This is a genomic window from Nocardia otitidiscaviarum (assembly GCF_007362295.1).
Classification (GTDB): Bacteria; Actinomycetota; Actinomycetes; order Mycobacteriales; family Mycobacteriaceae; genus Nocardia; species Nocardia otitidiscaviarum.
The window spans coordinates 4,704,923-4,720,785 of record NZ_CP041695.1 but is presented as its reverse complement, the minus strand read 5'-3'; the positions used below and the strand labels follow the sequence as shown (position 1 = coordinate 4,720,785).

17 protein-coding genes are annotated in these 15,863 nt (G+C 69.2%); 11 read left to right on the top strand and 6 right to left on the bottom strand.

The genetic code is table 11. The annotated features are described in order from the left end of the window. Nucleotides 1-29: 29 nt before the first annotated feature. The 3 genes from FOH10_RS21070 to FOH10_RS34900 are packed head-to-tail and all read left to right on the top strand — an operon-like array spanning nt 30 to nt 3,177. Nucleotides 30-1,052 (top strand): saccharopine dehydrogenase NADP-binding domain-containing protein, encoded by a 1,023-nt coding sequence (locus FOH10_RS21070; RefSeq protein ID WP_143984234.1) that lies wholly within the window; start codon nt 30-32, stop codon nt 1,050-1,052. 10 nt (nt 1,053-1,062) lie between these two features. Beyond that, nucleotides 1,063-1,920 (top strand): NAD(P)H-binding protein, encoded by an 858-nt coding sequence (locus tag FOH10_RS21065; protein ID WP_143982037.1) that lies wholly within the window; start codon nt 1,063-1,065, stop codon nt 1,918-1,920. Nucleotides 1,921-1,980: 60 nt separating this feature from the next. Next, nucleotides 1,981-3,177 carry a hypothetical protein gene (locus FOH10_RS34900; RefSeq protein ID WP_186000544.1) on the top strand — a complete coding sequence of 399 codons (1,197 nt, stop codon included), beginning with the start codon at nt 1,981-1,983 and terminating at the stop codon, nt 3,175-3,177. A gap of 24 nt (nt 3,178-3,201) precedes the next feature. Here FOH10_RS34900 and FOH10_RS21050 read toward each other — a convergent pair whose 3' ends face one another. Next, complete coding sequence (locus tag FOH10_RS21050; protein ID WP_143982034.1) at nt 3,202-3,624, bottom strand: DUF5997 family protein; 423 nt, start codon at nt 3,622-3,624, stop codon at nt 3,202-3,204. Between the two features lie 60 nt (nt 3,625-3,684). Between FOH10_RS21050 and FOH10_RS21045 the strand changes: the two genes are divergently transcribed. Further along, nucleotides 3,685-4,404, top strand: a complete 720-nt coding sequence (locus FOH10_RS21045; RefSeq protein WP_143982033.1) for a LysR family substrate-binding domain-containing protein — start codon at nt 3,685-3,687, stop codon at nt 4,402-4,404. Nucleotides 4,405-4,677: 273 nt separating this feature from the next. Next, the gene (locus FOH10_RS21040; RefSeq protein WP_143982032.1) at nt 4,678-5,415 is read left to right on the top strand and encodes a DUF8020 domain-containing protein; all 738 of its coding nucleotides are present in this window, start codon (nt 4,678-4,680) and stop codon (nt 5,413-5,415) included. 76 nt (nt 5,416-5,491) lie between these two features. Here FOH10_RS21040 and FOH10_RS21035 read toward each other — a convergent pair whose 3' ends face one another. After that, nucleotides 5,492-5,776 carry a DUF2631 domain-containing protein gene (locus tag FOH10_RS21035; protein ID WP_039816066.1) on the bottom strand — a complete coding sequence of 95 codons (285 nt, stop codon included), beginning with the start codon at nt 5,774-5,776 and terminating at the stop codon, nt 5,492-5,494. A gap of 128 nt (nt 5,777-5,904) precedes the next feature. Between FOH10_RS21035 and dxr the strand changes: the two genes are divergently transcribed. From dxr to FOH10_RS21020, 3 genes are read left to right on the top strand one after another with little or no spacing between them, the layout of a single operon-like run. Continuing rightward, complete coding sequence (gene dxr / locus FOH10_RS21030) at nt 5,905-7,044, top strand: 1-deoxy-D-xylulose-5-phosphate reductoisomerase (protein WP_244961309.1); 1,140 nt, start codon at nt 5,905-5,907, stop codon at nt 7,042-7,044. A gap of 20 nt (nt 7,045-7,064) precedes the next feature. Beyond that, on the top strand, nt 7,065-8,267 hold the full coding sequence (locus FOH10_RS21025; RefSeq protein WP_143982030.1) for a M50 family metallopeptidase: 1,203 nt from the start codon (nt 7,065-7,067) through the stop codon (nt 8,265-8,267). 35 nt (nt 8,268-8,302) lie between these two features. Beyond that, nucleotides 8,303-9,055: an AAA family ATPase gene (locus FOH10_RS21020; protein ID WP_186000543.1), complete on the top strand. Its 753-nt coding sequence runs from the start codon at nt 8,303-8,305 to the stop codon at nt 9,053-9,055. 15 nt (nt 9,056-9,070) lie between these two features. On the opposite strand, the gene FOH10_RS21015 is transcribed toward FOH10_RS21020, so the two are convergent. Further along, a complete protein-coding gene (locus FOH10_RS21015) occupies nt 9,071-9,754 on the bottom strand; it encodes an endonuclease V (protein ID WP_244961308.1) in 684 nt (227 codons plus the stop codon). Nucleotides 9,755-9,992: 238 nt separating this feature from the next. On the opposite strand from FOH10_RS21015, the gene ispG reads away from it, so the two are divergent. The 3 genes from ispG (at nt 9,993) to FOH10_RS21000 (ending at nt 13,947) form a co-directional block, all read left to right on the top strand. Beyond that, the gene (gene ispG / locus FOH10_RS21010; protein ID WP_228808073.1) at nt 9,993-11,126 is read left to right on the top strand and encodes a flavodoxin-dependent (E)-4-hydroxy-3-methylbut-2-enyl-diphosphate synthase; all 1,134 of its coding nucleotides are present in this window, start codon (nt 9,993-9,995) and stop codon (nt 11,124-11,126) included. Nucleotides 11,127-11,199: 73 nt separating this feature from the next. Then, entirely contained in the window at nt 11,200-12,063 is an 864-nt protein-coding gene (locus FOH10_RS21005) for a GNAT family N-acetyltransferase (RefSeq protein ID WP_244961307.1), read from the top strand. Between the two features lie 93 nt (nt 12,064-12,156). Further along, complete coding sequence (locus FOH10_RS21000; RefSeq protein ID WP_143982028.1) at nt 12,157-13,947, top strand: penicillin-binding transpeptidase domain-containing protein; 1,791 nt, start codon at nt 12,157-12,159, stop codon at nt 13,945-13,947. Nucleotides 13,948-13,958: 11 nt separating this feature from the next. On the opposite strand, the gene FOH10_RS20995 is transcribed toward FOH10_RS21000, so the two are convergent. The 3 genes from FOH10_RS20995 to FOH10_RS20985 form a co-directional block, all read right to left on the bottom strand. Beyond that, nucleotides 13,959-14,183 carry a hypothetical protein gene (locus tag FOH10_RS20995; RefSeq protein ID WP_143982027.1) on the bottom strand — a complete coding sequence of 75 codons (225 nt, stop codon included), beginning with the start codon at nt 14,181-14,183 and terminating at the stop codon, nt 13,959-13,961. Nucleotides 14,184-14,438: 255 nt separating this feature from the next. Then, nucleotides 14,439-14,951 (bottom strand): peroxynitrite isomerase, encoded by a 513-nt coding sequence (locus FOH10_RS20990; RefSeq protein ID WP_051037548.1) that lies wholly within the window; start codon nt 14,949-14,951, stop codon nt 14,439-14,441. Nucleotides 14,952-15,043: 92 nt separating this feature from the next. Beyond that, nucleotides 15,044-15,862: an ABC transporter permease gene (locus tag FOH10_RS20985; protein WP_081872454.1), complete on the bottom strand. Its 819-nt coding sequence runs from the start codon at nt 15,860-15,862 to the stop codon at nt 15,044-15,046. Between the last annotated feature and the right edge of the window lies 1 nt (nt 15,863).

Below are 15,863 nucleotides of genomic sequence, written 5' to 3'. Positions count from 1 at the left end.
GCGTACCCAGAGTATGGAAGTTGATCACCATGACGATCTACGCCATTTACGGGGCCACCGGCCACACCGGCCGACTGGTCACCGCCGAACTCCTCTCCCGCGGCAAGGACGTCATCGCGTCCGGCCGCGATCCCGATAAACTGGCCGCCCTGGATTCGAGCGGCACGCCGGGCTCGGTCACAACGCACACCGCCGCCGTGGACGACGCCGAATCGCTACGCGCACTTGCCGATACCGCCGATGTGATCATCAACTGCGCGGGCCCGTTCGCCGTCACCGGCATGCCGGTCGCGCGGGCCGCGGCCGAGGCGGGCTGCCACTACATCGACCATTCCGTCGAGGTGCACCCGGTGCGGCAGCTGTACGACACCCTCGCCGAGACCGCGCAGCGCGCCGGGATCACCATGATCCCGAGTCTCAGCTTCTACGGCGGCCTCGGCGACCTGCTCGCCGGTGCGGTGGCGCGCGGGGTCGCCGACATCGACCGCATCACCGTGGCATACGCGGTGACCAACTGGAAGATGACCACGGGAGCGGTGAATACGGCACGGCTGCTGTTCGCCGACACCGAGCGCGTCGGCTTCGAGAACGGGGAATTGCGCATCGGATTCGTGGAACCGCGCAGTGCGGTCTTCGCCTTCCCGCCACCCGTCGGGCCGCGCGCCGTCATCGCGCCGGTCCCGTTCCCGGAGGCGTTCACCGTGCCCCGGCACACCGCCGTGCGTTCGGTGGAGGCGCAGCTCACCGCCCGCACCTTCGAGGAGGAACAGGCGTTCGCCAGCGAACACCTCGACTCCGCCGACCGCGCCGACAGCGAATTCACCATTGCCGCACAGGTTCTCGGCGCATCGGGATCGGCATCCGGCACGCTGCGGGGACGTGATCTCTGGCGGGCGGGTGCGCTCGCCTCCGTGGAGGCCGCGGTCCGCGTCGCCGGGGGCACGGTGAAGAGCGGCGTCGTCAGCCCGGGCGAAGCCTTCGACGCGCCGGAATTCCTCGGCGCACTGGCCGATCGGGACGCGTTCACGGTCGACCTGCCGACCGGATCCTGAGGAGGACGGCATGGAACCGATACTCGTCACCGGCGCGGCCGGCGGCACCCAGGGCTCCACCGGTCGCCGGGTCGTCGCGGCACTGCGTCGTGCCGATCGGCCGGTCCGCGCCTTCGTGCGCACCGACGACGCCCGCGCCGACGGGCTCCGGGAGCTGGGCGCGGAGGTCGCCGTGGGCGATCTCCGCGAGATCACCACCGTGCTGCCCGCCGTGCACGGGGTGCGCCGCGCGTACTTCACCTATCCGGTCACCGCCGGAATGCTCGACGCCACGGCCGCTTTCGCCGCGGCCGCGCATCGCGAACAGCTCGAACGCGTGGTCGCGGTGTCGCAGCTCGGTTCGGACCCGCAGGCGGGCACCCCGCACATGCGCAGGCACTGGGTCGCCGAACAGGTCCTCGACCGCGCCGAGATCGGGGCCGTGCACCTGCGGGCGGCGGTGTTCTTCGAGAATCTGCGGGTGGTGGTCGAGCACAGCGGCGCCCTGGCGCTGCCGCTCGGCTCACCCGATACCGTGCTGCCCCTGATCGCGGCCGAAGACGTCGCGCGGGTGGGCACCGGCCTGCTGCTGCGTGCCGACAAGGCGGACCCGGTGTACTGGCTCACCGGAGAGGTACTGACCGCGGGTGAGGCGGCGGCGGCCTTCGGCGTGCGCTACGTCGACGTCGACCCGCGCGAGTGGGAGCGCACCGCCGCCGCCCTGTACCGGGACGAGGTCGTCGTCGAACACCTCTCCCACCTGTGGCGCATGTTCGCCGCCATCGGATCCGGTCACCAGCTCTACCGCGTCACCGAGGCCATCGCGGATATCGGCGGCCGACCACCGCTCACACTGCGCGAATACCTGGCCCGCCGCCCCGACGCCTGACCGCTCCGCCATCCGACCCGGGATATGCTGCGGCGGACACCGACCGCAGGGGGAGAGCCCGTGACCAGCGAACAATCGCAGCCTGACCAGCACCCGGACCTACGCCCGCCGTATCCGGAGCAGCCGTGGAACTCGGCGGCGGCCGCGGACGATCACGCCGCACCGCAGCCAGACTCCGCCGCGCCGCCGCAGGCCGAATCGAACCCGCAGTCCGTCGATGCGCCGACACAGCAGGTGTCCACGGCACCGCCGCCCGCCGCTGCGGGCCCGGACGCGGCCGCGAACCCGTGGGCGAGTGCGAGTCCGCAGGCCGATGGGAACCGGTTGCCCGTCGACCCGCCCACGCAGTACATGTCCACGCCGCCCGGCGGCGCGTACCCGCCCGGCGACGCCCCCACCCAACACCTGGCGATGCCGCCGTCCTACTCCGCCGCGCCGCCGTCCTCCTCGGCCGGATACGCGGAATACCCCGGCACGCCATCGCCGTATCCGGCCGCGTACCAGCCGTATCCGGACGCCGCGGTCACGTCGCCGGGGCCGCCGCGTCCGGTGCAGAACGCCTACTACCTCATGCTGGCCGGGGCGGTGCTGACCGTTCTCAGTACGCTGATCGGCTTTCTGCAACTGCCGTCGCTGCGCGAGGAGATGGCCGAAACCACGGAGGGCGTGTTCACCCAGAGTGAGCTGGACACGCTGGTTGCCGTCTCGTTCGGGGTCGGCGTGGTGTTCTCGCTGATCTCGGTGGGGCTGTGGGTGTGGATGGCCTTCGCCAACCGGGCCGGGAAGAACTGGGCCCGCGTCACGGCCACGGTCCTCTTCGGCCTCTACACGGCGTCCATGTTGTTCGCCCTGATCGGCATCTTCATGCCGGAGGCGCGCACCACGGTGGTGTCCACCATGTTCAGCGTCGTGCTGTGGTGCGTCGGCCTCGCCGCGGTGATCCTGCTGTGGAACAAGCAGTCCACGGCGTACTTCCGCCCGGCCCCCGCCGGATACGCACCGTACGCCGGTCCAGCGGGGATGCCGTATCCCGGACAGCCGGGAGAGCCGTACCCCGGGCAACCGGCGAATCCGTATCCCGGCCCATCGGGAGCGCCGTACCCGGGCCAGCCGGGAGCGCTGCATCCGGGGCAGCCGGGAGCGCTGCATCCGGGGCAGCCGGGAGCGCCGTATCCCGGACAACCGGGGGCACCGTACGCCGAATCCGGTACCCCGCCCACTGCGGGTAGCCCGTACTCCGGTCCGCCGGGAGCCTGATCGGCCGCACCGGGAACGGGCGTTCTACCAGCCTGTTCCGCGGTCGCGCCGGGGTCGGTTGCCGGTGGTTCGGCGCTCCTCGCGCTGGGCCTTCACCCGCTGCGCCTCGGCGCGCACCTGCTCGGCGTTCGCGCGTTCGCGCACCAGCCAATCCGGCGGATCCGCCAGCAGTTCCGCGATCTCGGCGGCGGTCAGCGCGTCGGCGACCTCTGCGCGGCTCAGGCCGCTGTTGGTGATGCCGAGTTTGCGGGCGGTGATGTCGCGGGGGAACGGGCCGTTGGCGCGCAGGTCGGTCAGCCACTGCGGCGGGTTCTCGCGCAGTTCGTCGAGTTGGGCGCGGGAGATCGGAGTGCCGCGGAACTCCTCCGGCGTGGCGGGGAGGTAGACGCCGAGTTTGTCGGCCGCCGTCAGCGGCTTCATCAGTTGCGAATTCTGGTCCGGGCTCACCGGCCAAGCCTATCGGGCGGGTCGGCGGGGCCGATCCGGCGGTTCAGTACGCTTTCGGGAATGACCAACGACGACGCGTCCGCCGACGCCCCTGCGCTGCGGGTCGGGTTCGTTCCCGGTGTCACGCCCACCAAATGGGAGCGCAAGTGGGGTGAGCGGTTTCCCGGACAGCGCTTGGAACTGGTCGTCGTCGCCCAGGGGGAGCAGGACGAGGCGCTGCGGTCCGGACGCGTCGACATGTGCTTCGTGCGCCTGCCCATCGACCGGGAGGGTATGCACGCCATCCCGCTCTACCGCGAGGTGCCGGTCGTGGTGGTGCCCAAGGACCACCCCATCTCGGTCTACGACGAGGTGAGCACCGCCGACCTGGCCGACGAGCGCGTGCAGGACACCGCCGACCTGGATGCCGCCGCCGGTGCCATCGAACTGGTGGCCGCCAATGTCGGGGTCGCCATCGTGCCGCATTCCATCGCCCGTCTGCATCACCGCCGGGATGTGGTGTTCCGGACGGTCACCGACGCGCCCGACACCCAGATCGCGCTGGCCTGGCCGATCGAGGCGACCTCGGATACCACCGAGGAGTTCGTCGGCATCGTGCGCGGCCGGACCGAGCGCAGCTCCCGGTCGCCGTCCGGACGTGAGGCAACCGGGGAGCAGTCGAAGCGATCGACACAGAAGCCGCAGAAGCAGGGGAGTGGCCACCCGGCTGCCGGGCAGCGCGCGGGAGCCAGACGGGGGCGTGCCGCGGGTGGGCGTAACGGTCGGCGCAGGGGCCGCTAGCTGCGCTTATAGCCTGTGAGCTATACCGCTTTTGTCCGATTCTGAGGGTTCTGTGACGTAGATCATGCCACTTCCCTTGAATGCCGAAAGTTGGCCCACTGCGGGACTTTTCATACCTGAGGTCTGGTTCTGTTGACGCTTTCCTAACATTCAGCACTTTCTAAGTTACTTTTCAGCAACAATCTGCTGGACACTTGACCACGGGTGCTCACCGAGGACCCGCGCTCCAGAAGTTGGATGCGCGAAACGCTGTTTCGAAAGCGACGCACACATATGAAGTTCACGAAGGTCGCCGCAACCTCGGCCCTGGTCATCGCGGCACTCGGCATCGCCACCGGTACCTCCTACGCGCAGCCGGCTCCGGCTCCGGCCCCCGCGCCCGCCCCGGGTGTCATCCCCTCCCTGCTGGACGGCATCAACCAGGGCGTGAATTCGGTGCTGCCCGCCATCAACTGGAGCACCCACCTGGAGGGTGACTCCATCGTGCTGGAGACCTCCGCCGGGTCCCTGACCACCGACAACGGCCAGTTCGCGGTGCGCGACAACGCGGGCAACATCGTCACCGCGTTCCCGCTGAGCTACACGCTCAACGATCTGCAGTACCCGATCGACGCCGCGGTCGACGGCCTGCGCGCCACCCTGACCCCGAGCAAGGACGCCGCCGACGCCCGCCCGGTGGGCATGGTCAAGCCGGTCGTCAAGCAGGAGGCGTTCGACGACGCCGTCTCCGCCGCCGCCACCCAGTTCGGCATCATCACCTCGATCGGCACCCTGGTGGGCACCATCGTCGGCGGCGGCGCGGGCTGCGCCATCGGCGGCATCGGCGGCCTGGTGCTGGGCATCCCGGTGCTGGACCTGGGCGGCGCGACCGGTATCGCCGGGTGCCTCGCGGGTGCGGCCATTGGCATACCGCTGGGCGCTGCCGCCGGGCTGGTGCTGACCGGTGTGCCCGCCGCCATCATCGTGGGCATCGGTTTCCACAACCGCATCAACGCCCCCGAGAACCAGTAGTTCTTCCGGGCAATACCGAGAATCGGGCCGGGTCGCGCATGGCGACCCGGCCCGATTCACCGTGGTGCGTGGCGGATTACCGCGGCTTGCGGGAAATGATCGAGTCGCGAATCAGCACGAACGCGAGCAGCGCGGCGAAGCCGATGGTGAACAGGTAACCGACATTGCCCGAACCCGACGAGGCGCCCTGCGGGCCCTCGAACAGCATGCCGAGCAGAATGACGACGACAACCCAGCCCGCGATGCGGAAGGTGCGCTTCGACTCGCCGCTCCAACCCCAGGCGGCGGAAGGAACCTCGGCCGGATCGACCTTGGTGACGACACCGGCGCTGTGGGTGGGTTCCAGTTCCGTGGCGGCCACTTTCGCTCCTTGATGGCTCGATTGATTGCTGGCCAATATGGTGGCATACGACCATGCGTCGTAGCCAGCAGGGTGGCGGTGACGCGGCCGGGGGATCGGCCGGATTCGATTCGGGAGACAATGAACGCGTGTCCGACGTTGTGAAAGTCCTGCTGCTGGGCAGCACCGGTTCCATTGGCACACAGGCGCTCGAGGTGATCGCCGCCAATCCGGATCGATTCGAAGTGGTGGGCCTGGCCGCGCGCGGCGGCAACACCGAACTGCTGGCCAGCCAGATCGCCGCCACCGGTACCGGCAACGTGGCGGTCGCCGATCCCGCCGCGGCCGCGAAACTCGGTGTGCCGCTGGCCGGTCCGCACGCGGCGGCGCAGCTGGTGCGCGACACCGACGCCGATGTGGTGCTCAACGCGCTGGTCGGCTCGCTCGGACTGGAGCCGACCCTCGCCACCCTCGAATCGGGTCGACGGCTGGCCCTGGCCAATAAGGAATCCCTGGTGGCGGGCGGCTCGCTGGTCACCCGCGCGGCCGCGCCCGGACAGATCGTGCCGGTCGACTCGGAGCATTCCGCCCTGGCCCAGTGCCTGCGCGGCGGCCGGGCCGAGGAGGTGGAGCGGCTGGTGCTCACCGCCTCGGGCGGTCCCTTCCGCGGCTGGACCACCGAGATGCTGGAATCGGTCGATCCCGCCGCGGCCAAGGCGCATCCGACCTGGTCCATGGGGCTGATGAACACCCTGAATTCGGCGAGCCTGGTGAACAAGGGCCTGGAACTCATCGAGACGCATCTGCTGTTCGGCATCGACTACGACCGCATCGACGTGACCGTGCACCCGCAGTCCATCGTGCACTCCATGGTCACCTTCACCGACGGCTCCACCCTGGCCCAGGCCAGCCCGCCGGATATGCGGCTACCCATCGCGCTGGCGCTGGGCTGGCCTGACCGGGTGCCGGGCGCGGCGACGGCCTGCGACTTCTCCCAGGCGGCGACCTGGACCTTCGAGCCCGTGGACAATACGGTGTTCCCGGCGGTCGAACTCGCCCGCCGGGCGGGTAAGGCGGGCGGCTGCGTGACCGCGGTCTACAACGCAGCCAACGAGATCGCGGTCGAGGCGTTCCTCGACGGCGTGATCCGATTCCCCGACATCGTGCGCACGGTGGCGCGGGTCGTCGAGTCCGCCGACCGCTGGTCCGCGGAACCCAGTACCTTGGACGAGGTGCTCGCGGCGGATACGTGGGCGCGTGACTGTGCCCGCGCCTTCGTGCGCAACTAGCTAGGAGGATTCGAGACCGCATGGTGTTCGCGATCGGCTTCGCACTGTTCGCGCTCGGTATCACCTTCTCGGTTGCCCTGCACGAATGCGGCCACATGTGGGCGGCGCAGGCCACCGGGATGAAGGTGCGGCGCTACTTCATCGGCTTCGGCCCCAAGGTGTTCTCCTTCCGCCGCGGCGAGACCGAGTACGGCCTGAAGGCGCTGCCCCTGGGCGGCTTCTGTGATATCGCGGGCATGACCGCCCTCGACGAGCTGGAGCCCGAGGACCTGGACCGGGCCATGTACCGGCAGGCCACCTGGAAGCGCCTGTTCGTCATGTCCGGCGGCATCATGATGAACTTCCTGCTCGGCTACCTCCTCATCGTGGTGCTGGCCGTGGGCTGGGGCCTGCCGCATCTGACGCAGCCGCCGGAGACCCAGCTGGGCGCGATGGGCTGCGTGGCGAGCTACGCGCCCGACGGCACCCGTCAGGAGTGCAGCGGCGACGGCCCCGCCCAGCGCGCCGGATTGCAGCCCGGGGATCTGGTCACCGCGGTCGACGGCACCCCCGTCGACACCTGGAACGACTTCCGCGCCCTGACCGAGAAGCAGACCGGTGAGTTCACCTACACGGTCGAGCGGGACGGTCGGACCCTCACCATTCCCATCACCCCGGAGCGGGTGACGGTCTACGACAAGGACGGCAAGTCCGAGATCGTCTCGAAGGTCGGCGTCGGCCAGGCCACCGCGGGCCCGCCGGTCGAGTACAGCCTGCCCGGCGCTTTCCCCGCCGCCGCGGCCTTCACCGGCGAACTCGGTGTGAAAACCGTGGAATCGCTGGCCAAACTGCCCGCCAAGGTCGGCGCCCTGGTGGACGCCGTCAGCGGCGGCGAGCGCGATCCGGAGACGCCGGTCAGCGTCTACGGCGCCAGCCGCATCGGCGGTGAGACCGCCGAACGTGGCTACTGGGGCATGTTCATCCTGGTGCTGGCCAGCCTGAACTTCTTCCTCGGCGTCTTCAACCTGCTGCCGCTGCTGCCGCTCGACGGCGGCCACATGGCGGTGGTCGTCTACGAGAAGATCCGCAACCTCTTCCGCAATCGCCGCGGCCTCCCCGACGGCGCACCGGTCGACTACCTGAAGCTCATGCCCGCCACCTATGTGGTGGTGGTACTCGGCGGCGCGTACATGCTGCTCACGCTGGCCGCCGACATCGTCAATCCGATCACGCTGTTCCCGTAGCGGAAGCCGACGGGTCGGGCTGGTTACCATCGGGTGTGCGCAGCGGATTCGGAGCGGGCGGTTTCATCCGCGAGGTGGTATCGGCTCCGACGCCGCGGCCGTCGGGGTACCCCTTCGATCTGCCGGTGGTGCGGCATCTCGATCGGGTCGGCGCGCTGGCGCTGTCACCGACGGTGACCTTTCTCGTCGGTGAGAACGGCAGCGGCAAGTCGACGCTGATCGAGGCCATCGCGGTCGCGGCCGGGATGAACGCGGAGGGCGGCAGCCAGAACTACCGGTTCGCCACACGCGCGTCGGAGTCGGAACTCGGTGACCACCTGGTGCTGCGGTGGGGCACCCGGAAACCGCGCAGCAGGTTCTTCCTGCGCGCCGAGTCGTACTACAACGTGGCCACCGAAACCGAACGGCTGGGGCCGGAGCAGCTCGCGGTCATGGGCGGCAGATCACCGCACGAGCGCTCGCACGGCGAATCGTTCGTCGATCTCATCACCCACCGATTCCACCCCGACGGGCTCTATCTGCTGGACGAACCGGAGGCGGCGCTGTCGCCGCGAGGCTGCCTGGCCGTGCTGGCGCTGCTGTCGGACCTGGTCGCGCAGCGGTGTCAGATCGTGGTGGCGACCCATTCGCCGATTCTGCTGGCGCTGCCGGGCGCCACCATCTACGAATTGGACGAGGCCGACGGCATCGAGACCGTCGGCTACGACGACGCGCTGCCGGTACGCATGACCAGGGACTTTCTCGCCGCTCCGGAGCGCTATCTCGAGCACCTGCTGAAGCCGCGGTAGGCCGGGCGGGGGCGCTCACGCTGTTTCGGGGGCCGAGAGTTCGCGCAGCAGGCGGCGGCAGAGGCGGTCGGCGCGGCGGGTGGTCTCGGGTTGCCGGAACTCGGGGGTGAGCGCCAGCACCTGGGCGCAGGCGGTGTCCAGGTCGATGCGGTGACCGACCGAGACGAAGACCGGTTTGACGCCGGTGCGGGTGCGCAGGGCGCGGCCGACCGGTTCGCCGTCGATGGTGATCTCGCCGGTGCCGCCGCGTTCGGGGGCGGGTTCGGCGTAGTCGCCCCAGGCGTTCTTGGCCACCCCGATGGTGGGCAGGTCCGCCAGCAGGCCCAGGTGGCAGGCCAGGCCGAAGCGGCGGGGGTGGGCTAGGCCCTGGCTATCGCAGACGATCAGATCCGGTGTGGTGGAGAGCTTTTCGAGGGCGGCGAGGGTGGTGGGGAGTTCGCGGAAGGCCAACAGGCCCGGGACATAGGGGAAATCGGTGGTCCCGACGGCGGTGGCGGTGTCGACGGTCTCCAGCGTGGCGGCGTCCAGGACCACCGCGACGGCCACCACATTGCCGTCGTCGTCGTAGGCGGAGTCGAGTCCGGCGATCGTCCGGAAGTGCGGTGGCGCAGGGTTTTCCGTGATCACCAGCGGCCGGAGACGGTCTTGGAGGGCGATGGCCTCATCCGGGGTGACCGGCCACGAATCAGGAATCTGCACTTTCACTTCCGCCGGGTTACCTTTCGCCCTCGAGAATCGAATACTTACTGTATGCGGCTGCAAGTGACCGCAGGGCAACACCGCTTCCAGGGCAGGCGTCGGCGCAGGCTACGCTTGTCGCCGCTGTCACAGGGCGGCCGGTAACCCGACGTCGTTAGACTCGGAACCGGAACGGGTGAGGACAAGATCGCAACACGAAAGTAGGCAGCCGATCGTGAGCAGTGCCATCGCATTGGGGATGCCGTCCGCACCGGCGGCGACCCTCGCGCCCCGGCGCAAGACCCGCCAGCTGATGGTGGGCAAAGTGGGGGTGGGTAGCGAATTCCCCGTCTCGGTGCAGTCCATGACCACCACACGGACCCATGACGTCAATGCCACCCTGCAGCAGATCGCGGAGCTGACCGCGTCCGGCTGCGATATCGTGCGCGTGGCATGCCCGCGGCAGGAGGACGCCGACGCCCTCGCCGCCATCGCGAAGAAGTCCCCCATTCCGGTTATCGCCGATATCCACTTCCAGCCGAAGTACATTTTCGCCGCCATCGACGCGGGCTGTGCCGCGGTGCGGGTGAACCCCGGCAACATCAAGGAGTTCGACGGCCGCGTCAAGGAGGTCGCGGCGGCGGCCGGAGCCGCCGGCATCCCCATCCGCATCGGCGTGAACGCGGGCTCGCTCGACAAGCGCATGATGGCCAAGTACGGCAAGGCCACCCCGGAAGCGCTGGTGGAGTCGGCGCTGTGGGAGGCGAGCCTGTTCGAGGAACACGGCTTCGGCGACATCAAGATCTCGGTCAAGCACAACGACCCGGTGATCATGGTGGAGGCATACCGCCAGCTGGCCGCGCAGTGCGACTATCCGCTGCATCTGGGCGTGACCGAGGCCGGTCCCGCCTTCCAGGGCACCATCAAGTCCGCCACCGCCTTCGGCGCACTGCTATCCCAGGGCATCGGGGACACCATCCGCGTCTCCCTGTCCGCCCCGCCGGTGGAGGAGGTGAAGGTCGGCAACCAGATCCTGCAATCGCTGAACCTGCGCCCCCGCAAGCTCGAGATCGTGTCCTGTCCGTCCTGCGGTCGCGCGCAGGTGGACGTCTACACCCTGGCCAACGAGGTCACCGCCGGGCTCGAGGGGATGGAGGTGCCGCTGCGCGTCGCCGTCATGGGCTGCGTCGTCAACGGCCCGGGTGAGGCCCGCGAGGCCGACCTGGGTGTGGCCTCCGGCAACGGCAAGGGGCAGATCTTCGTCAAGGGCGAGGTCATCAAGACGGTGCCCGAACACCTCATCGTCGAAACGCTCATCGAGGAGGCCATGCGGTTGGCCGAACAGATGGGCGATGCCGCCGGTGCGGGCGAGCCGGTGGTCAGCGTCAGCTGAGCGGACCTGGGCAGACGCTGAGGCTTTCGGCATACGTGGGGCGCATTTTCACAACTCGTGGCAGGCTGTGAACGTGCGGAGTGTGCTGGAGCCGACTCGCCGGACCAAGGTCTCCGGTGTCCGTCAACTCGCAAACCGCGATCTGACGCAGGTATTGCGCGTGCTCGACACCGATCCGGTGGCGAGCTGCATGGTGGCTGCCCGGCTCCAGGAATACGGCCTGGATACCCGGGGCGGCTACGGGGAGCTGTGGAGCCGCGGCGGACCGGGGAATTCGCTGTGCTTCTCCGGGGCGAATCTGGTGCCGCTGCGCGGCGCCCCCGATGATCTGCGGGCCTTCGCCGACCGTGCGGTCCGCGGCCCCCGCATCTGTTCGTCCATCGTGGGTCGCCGGGAGCTGGCGCTGCCGCTGTGGGAGTTGCTGGCGCAGCGCTGGGGTCCGGCGCGGGAGCTGCGCGCCGAACAGCCGCTGCTGGCCCTGGATCGCACCGCGAGCGCCGCGCCGGATCTACGGGTGCGGCGGGTGCGACCCGAGGAGCTGGACCGCTACCTGGTGGCCGCCATCGCCATGTTCACCGAGGAGATCGGGGTCGATCCGCGCGCGGGGGACGGCGGCCGCAGCTATCGCCGCCGCGTCGCCGGTCTCATCGAATCCGGACGGGCGTGGGCGCGTTTCGAGGACGGTGAGGTGGTCTACAAGGCCGAGGTGGGTTCGCTGTCCCGGCGCACCGGCCAGATCCAGGGTGTCTGGGTGCATCCGGAGCGGCGGGGCGCGGGCGTCGGCACCGCGGGGACGGCGGCGGTGGCCAATGCGGTGGTGGCCTCGGGGCGGACCGCGAGCCTGTACGTGAACTGCTACAACGAGGTCGCCCGGCGTGCCTACGCCACCGTCGGATTCCGACAAATCGCTACATTCGCGACAGTGCTGCTGGACTGACCGCGCGCCGCGGTGTGACGTCTCCGGCGAAATCCGTTCGGGTGCAGTGTGTCACCGCCGGTTTGCGAGTGGTTACCTCTACCCTCGGTGCCGATGTCGACGCGACTGCTCACCCTGCTCGTCGCCGCGGCGGTGACGCTCGCCGCGGTCGGATGCTCCACCGCCCGACAGCGTCCGGTGACCACCGCCGAGGCGTTCTTCGACGCCTTCGCCCACCAGGATGTGACCGCCGCCGCCGAACTCACCAACCTGCCCGAAAAGGCCGGCCCGGCATTGGCTTCCGCCTGGGAGAAGCTACAGGCCGAGGGGCTCGAGGTGACCACCGGCGACACCCGCGTCTCCGGTGACACCGCCACCGTCGACTACACCTACGCGTGGCGGCTGCCCCGCGACCGCACCTGGACCTACGACGGCCAGTTGCAGCTGGGCCGCAGCGAGGGCCGCTGGACGGTGCGCTGGACCTCGTCGAATATCCATCCGCGCCTGGGCGATACCCAGACCCTGGAATTGCGCTCCATCCCCGCCCCGCAGGCCCGCGTGAACGAACGCTCCGGCAGCGACGTGCTGATCCCCGGGACCGTGCACCGCATCGTCTTCACCCCGGCGCAGGCCCGCGATCCCGCCTACGTCGCCGATGCCATTGCCGCCGCGCTGAATCCGATCCTGCCCAAACTCACCGGCGACGGGATTCTGAAGGCGGCGCGCAAGGCCGACGGCGGGGTGTATCCGGTCGAGGTGCTCACCGAATGGGAGTACAACCTGGTGGGCGCGAATCTGCTCGGTCTGCCCGGGGTCACGATGTCCCGGCAGTGGGATATGGTCGCCACCGATCGCGATTTCGCCCCCGACCTGCTCTCTCAGGTGCGCAAGAGCATTATCGACGATGTGGACGGCCGGGCGGGTTGGAGTGTGGTCACCCGCAATCGCAATGGCGTGGACACCGGCCTGCTCACCGAGGTGCGTCCGCAGCCCGCGCCGTCCTTCTCACTGAGTCTGGACCGTTTCGTGCAGCTCGCCGCGCAGCGTGCCGTGGACGCGCGCCGGGAGCAGGCCATGATGGTGGTGTTGCAGCCGTCCACCGGTGCGATTCTCGCGGTGGCGCAGAACCGGGAGGCCGATCGGGACGGTCCGGTGGCCACCTCCGGTTTCTATCCGCCCGGTTCGACCTTCAAGACGGTCACCGCCGCCGCGGCCATGAACACCGGGCTGGCGACGCCCGATACCGTGCTGCCCTGTCCGAGCCGAATCATCATCGGCGAGCGCACCATTCCGAACTACAACCTCTTCACCGTCGGCGATGTGCCCATGGCCACCGCCTACGAGCGCTCCTGCAACACCTCCTTCGCCAAGCTGGCCAGCCGCCTGCCCGCCGACGCGCTGCGGTCGGCGGCGGCACAGCTGGGTATCGGACCGGACTACACGGTGGTCGGCCTGCCGACGATCTCCGGTCAGGTGCCGGAGTCGCAGGACATGGTGCAGCGCGCGGAGGACGGCATCGGCCAGGGCAAGGTGGTGGTGAGCCCGTTCGGCATGGCCCTCGCCGCCGCCACCATCGCGCACGGTTCGGCCCCGGTGCCGTATCTGATCTCCGGGAACAAGACCACCGTCGACGGGCAGCGGCCACCCATCGATCCGGAAGTGGTGGCGGGATTGCGGCGGATGATGCGCCAGGTGGTGACGGGCGGTACCGCGGAACGCATCGCCGATCAGGGTGAGGTGTACGGGAAGACGGGTGAGGCCGAGGTGGAGGGCGGCTCACATTCGTGGTTCATCGGTTACCGCGGGGATATGGCCTGGGCGACGCTGCTCGTCAAAGCGGGCAGCTCGGACAATGCCGTAGCGGTAACCAGGGAGATGCTGACAGCGCTGCCACCGGGTTATTGACCCGGGAGCGATCAGCGGGTGGACTGCGTCTGAATGGAATATCGGCCCGAGGCGAGCTTCACGCAGGCGGCGGGTCGCACCACGCCCCCGTCGGCCTCGAGTACGACGGGCTGTTGCTGGGACAGGTTGCGCACCGCGGGCGCGGGACTGGATTCGTCACCGAGTAGCTCGCTGGCTCCGGTTCCGGCGAGGATGATCCCCACCGTGGTGATGAGCAGAAAAGCCGAACGTTGCATGTCCTACTCCCTGGATGTGGGGCGAGTGAGGAGACCCGAACGGTCCGTTTCGGTAAACCGGTACTGCTTTAGGATTGGCTGACTGTTTGCCGCCGAAACAAAACGTTAGATCGCTCTCATTGACGGCACAACCCATGAGTGCGCTCCCGCACACCCGTCCAGATGTGGTGACGCAGGTCACATACCTAAAAGTAGGTTCGGAAAATTTTGTCCGAACCGCGAGGATCGCTCGACTCGCGTCTCCGGTGACGCGTCTCAGTTGTCGCGACGCAGCGTCGCGGCGAGATGGTGTTGCAGCGGCTGTCCGACCGCCGCCATGCGCAGCGTGTAGTCCAGGGTGTCGCCCGACAGCGCCAGCGAGCGGCCGAGCGCCGTCACCGATTTGGCGGTGCTGCTGCGTCCGATGCTGGTCGAGTCCAGTTCCATGCGCAGGCCGTCGCCGTCGGCGACCAGGCTGCCCTCGCAGATCTCGGTGATTCCGGTCGGGTGGGCCAGGATGAGTTCGATGCGATCGGGGCCATTGGGCCGCAGGTAGCCGGTTTCGGCGTGCAGGGGCCGGCTGCCGTCGGCGGCGCGGGTGCGCTGCCGATAGGTGAGGAACGGGCGGCCGACATGGCCGAAGTGCACTTCCTCCAGATAATCGAACGAGTCGATGGTCGGGTACTCGCCGTGTCCGCCGCCGCGCCAGGTGCCCAGCAGCGGGGCGAGATGGGCGATATCCGGATGGGGCGCGACGGGGGTCTGGGGATCGAGCACGGCGGTCAGCATAGTGCGCCCGACCGGCGACCGAGTGATCTCGACGCGCGTCGGCGGAAGTAATTCGCGCAAGGGGACTGAATGGGCGAGGCGGCGTTCGCGGGTCAGCGGCGGCTGGCCCGCCGGTAGCCGATGGCGGCGGGCACCGCGAACAGCGCGATCGCGCTCATCGACCAGATCAGGGTGAGGGTGAGCGGCCGGGCGAGCGCCCCGCCCTCGGCGAGGGCGCGCATGGTGTCGACGGCGACCGACATGGGCTGGTTGCGCACCACCGGTTGGATCCACTCCGGATAGGCGGGCAGCGGGACGAAGCCGGTGCTGAAGAACATGAGCAGCGAGGTGATGATGGTGATGCTCTCCACCAGCGTGGCCTTGGCGGTGAAGACGGCGATGGCGATGACCAGTGTGGCGAAGGCCAGCCCGAACAGCACCGGCAGCGCGAAGAACGCCAGCGTCGCCAACGGCCCCTCATGGAACCGGAAGCCCAGCGCCATCCCGAAGCCGATGATCACCACGGTGCCGCCGAAGATGCGGCAGCCCTCGGCGATGATGCGGGCGGCCAGGCCGGAGGCGCGGTGCACGGGCAGCACCCAGAAGCGGGCGAGCAGCCCGGCATTGCGTTCCCGCCCGAGCATGACGCCGCTGGCGATGGTGCCCGACAGCGCACCGACCAGCGCGACCATCGGCACCGAGCCATAGAGGGCACTGCTGCCGGTGAACTTCTCGATCTGGCTGCCCACCACGATGTCGAGCATGAGCAGCAGCAGGCACGGGATGATGAGCGTTTCCAACAGCGTCACCGGATCGCGCAGCCAGCGCAACAGCAGCCGCTGCACCTGAATCCAGGTGTGGCGCACCAGCGCGACAGGGGAGCCCTCGGCCTCGGGGGCGATGGTCGTGGGTTCCGGCATGGAGATGGCCATG

Bases quoted from the DNA above. Each gene is read 5' to 3' on its own strand.
- FOH10_RS21025 (WP_143982030.1), top strand. From the start codon at position 7,065: ATGGTGTTCGCGATCGGCTTCGCACTGTTCGCGCTCGGTATCACCTTC.
- FOH10_RS21040 (WP_143982032.1), top strand. From the start codon at position 4,678: ATGAAGTTCACGAAGGTCGCCGCAACCTCGGCCCTGGTCATCGCGGCA.
- ispG (WP_228808073.1), top strand. From the start codon at position 9,993: ATGCCGTCCGCACCGGCGGCGACCCTCGCGCCCCGGCGCAAGACCCGC.
- FOH10_RS20995 (WP_143982027.1), bottom strand. From the start codon at position 14,183: ATGCAACGTTCGGCTTTTCTGCTCATCACCACGGTGGGGATCATCCTC.
- FOH10_RS20985 (WP_081872454.1), bottom strand. From the start codon at position 15,862: ATGGCCATCTCCATGCCGGAACCCACGACCATCGCCCCCGAGGCCGAG.
- FOH10_RS21045 (WP_143982033.1), top strand. From the start codon at position 3,685: ATGACCAACGACGACGCGTCCGCCGACGCCCCTGCGCTGCGGGTCGGG.
- FOH10_RS21000 (WP_143982028.1), top strand. From the start codon at position 12,157: ATGTCGACGCGACTGCTCACCCTGCTCGTCGCCGCGGCGGTGACGCTC.
- FOH10_RS21065 (WP_143982037.1), top strand. From the start codon at position 1,063: ATGGAACCGATACTCGTCACCGGCGCGGCCGGCGGCACCCAGGGCTCC.
- FOH10_RS21070 (WP_143984234.1), top strand. From the start codon at position 30: ATGACGATCTACGCCATTTACGGGGCCACCGGCCACACCGGCCGACTG.
- FOH10_RS20990 (WP_051037548.1), bottom strand. From the start codon at position 14,951: ATGCTGACCGCCGTGCTCGATCCCCAGACCCCCGTCGCGCCCCATCCG.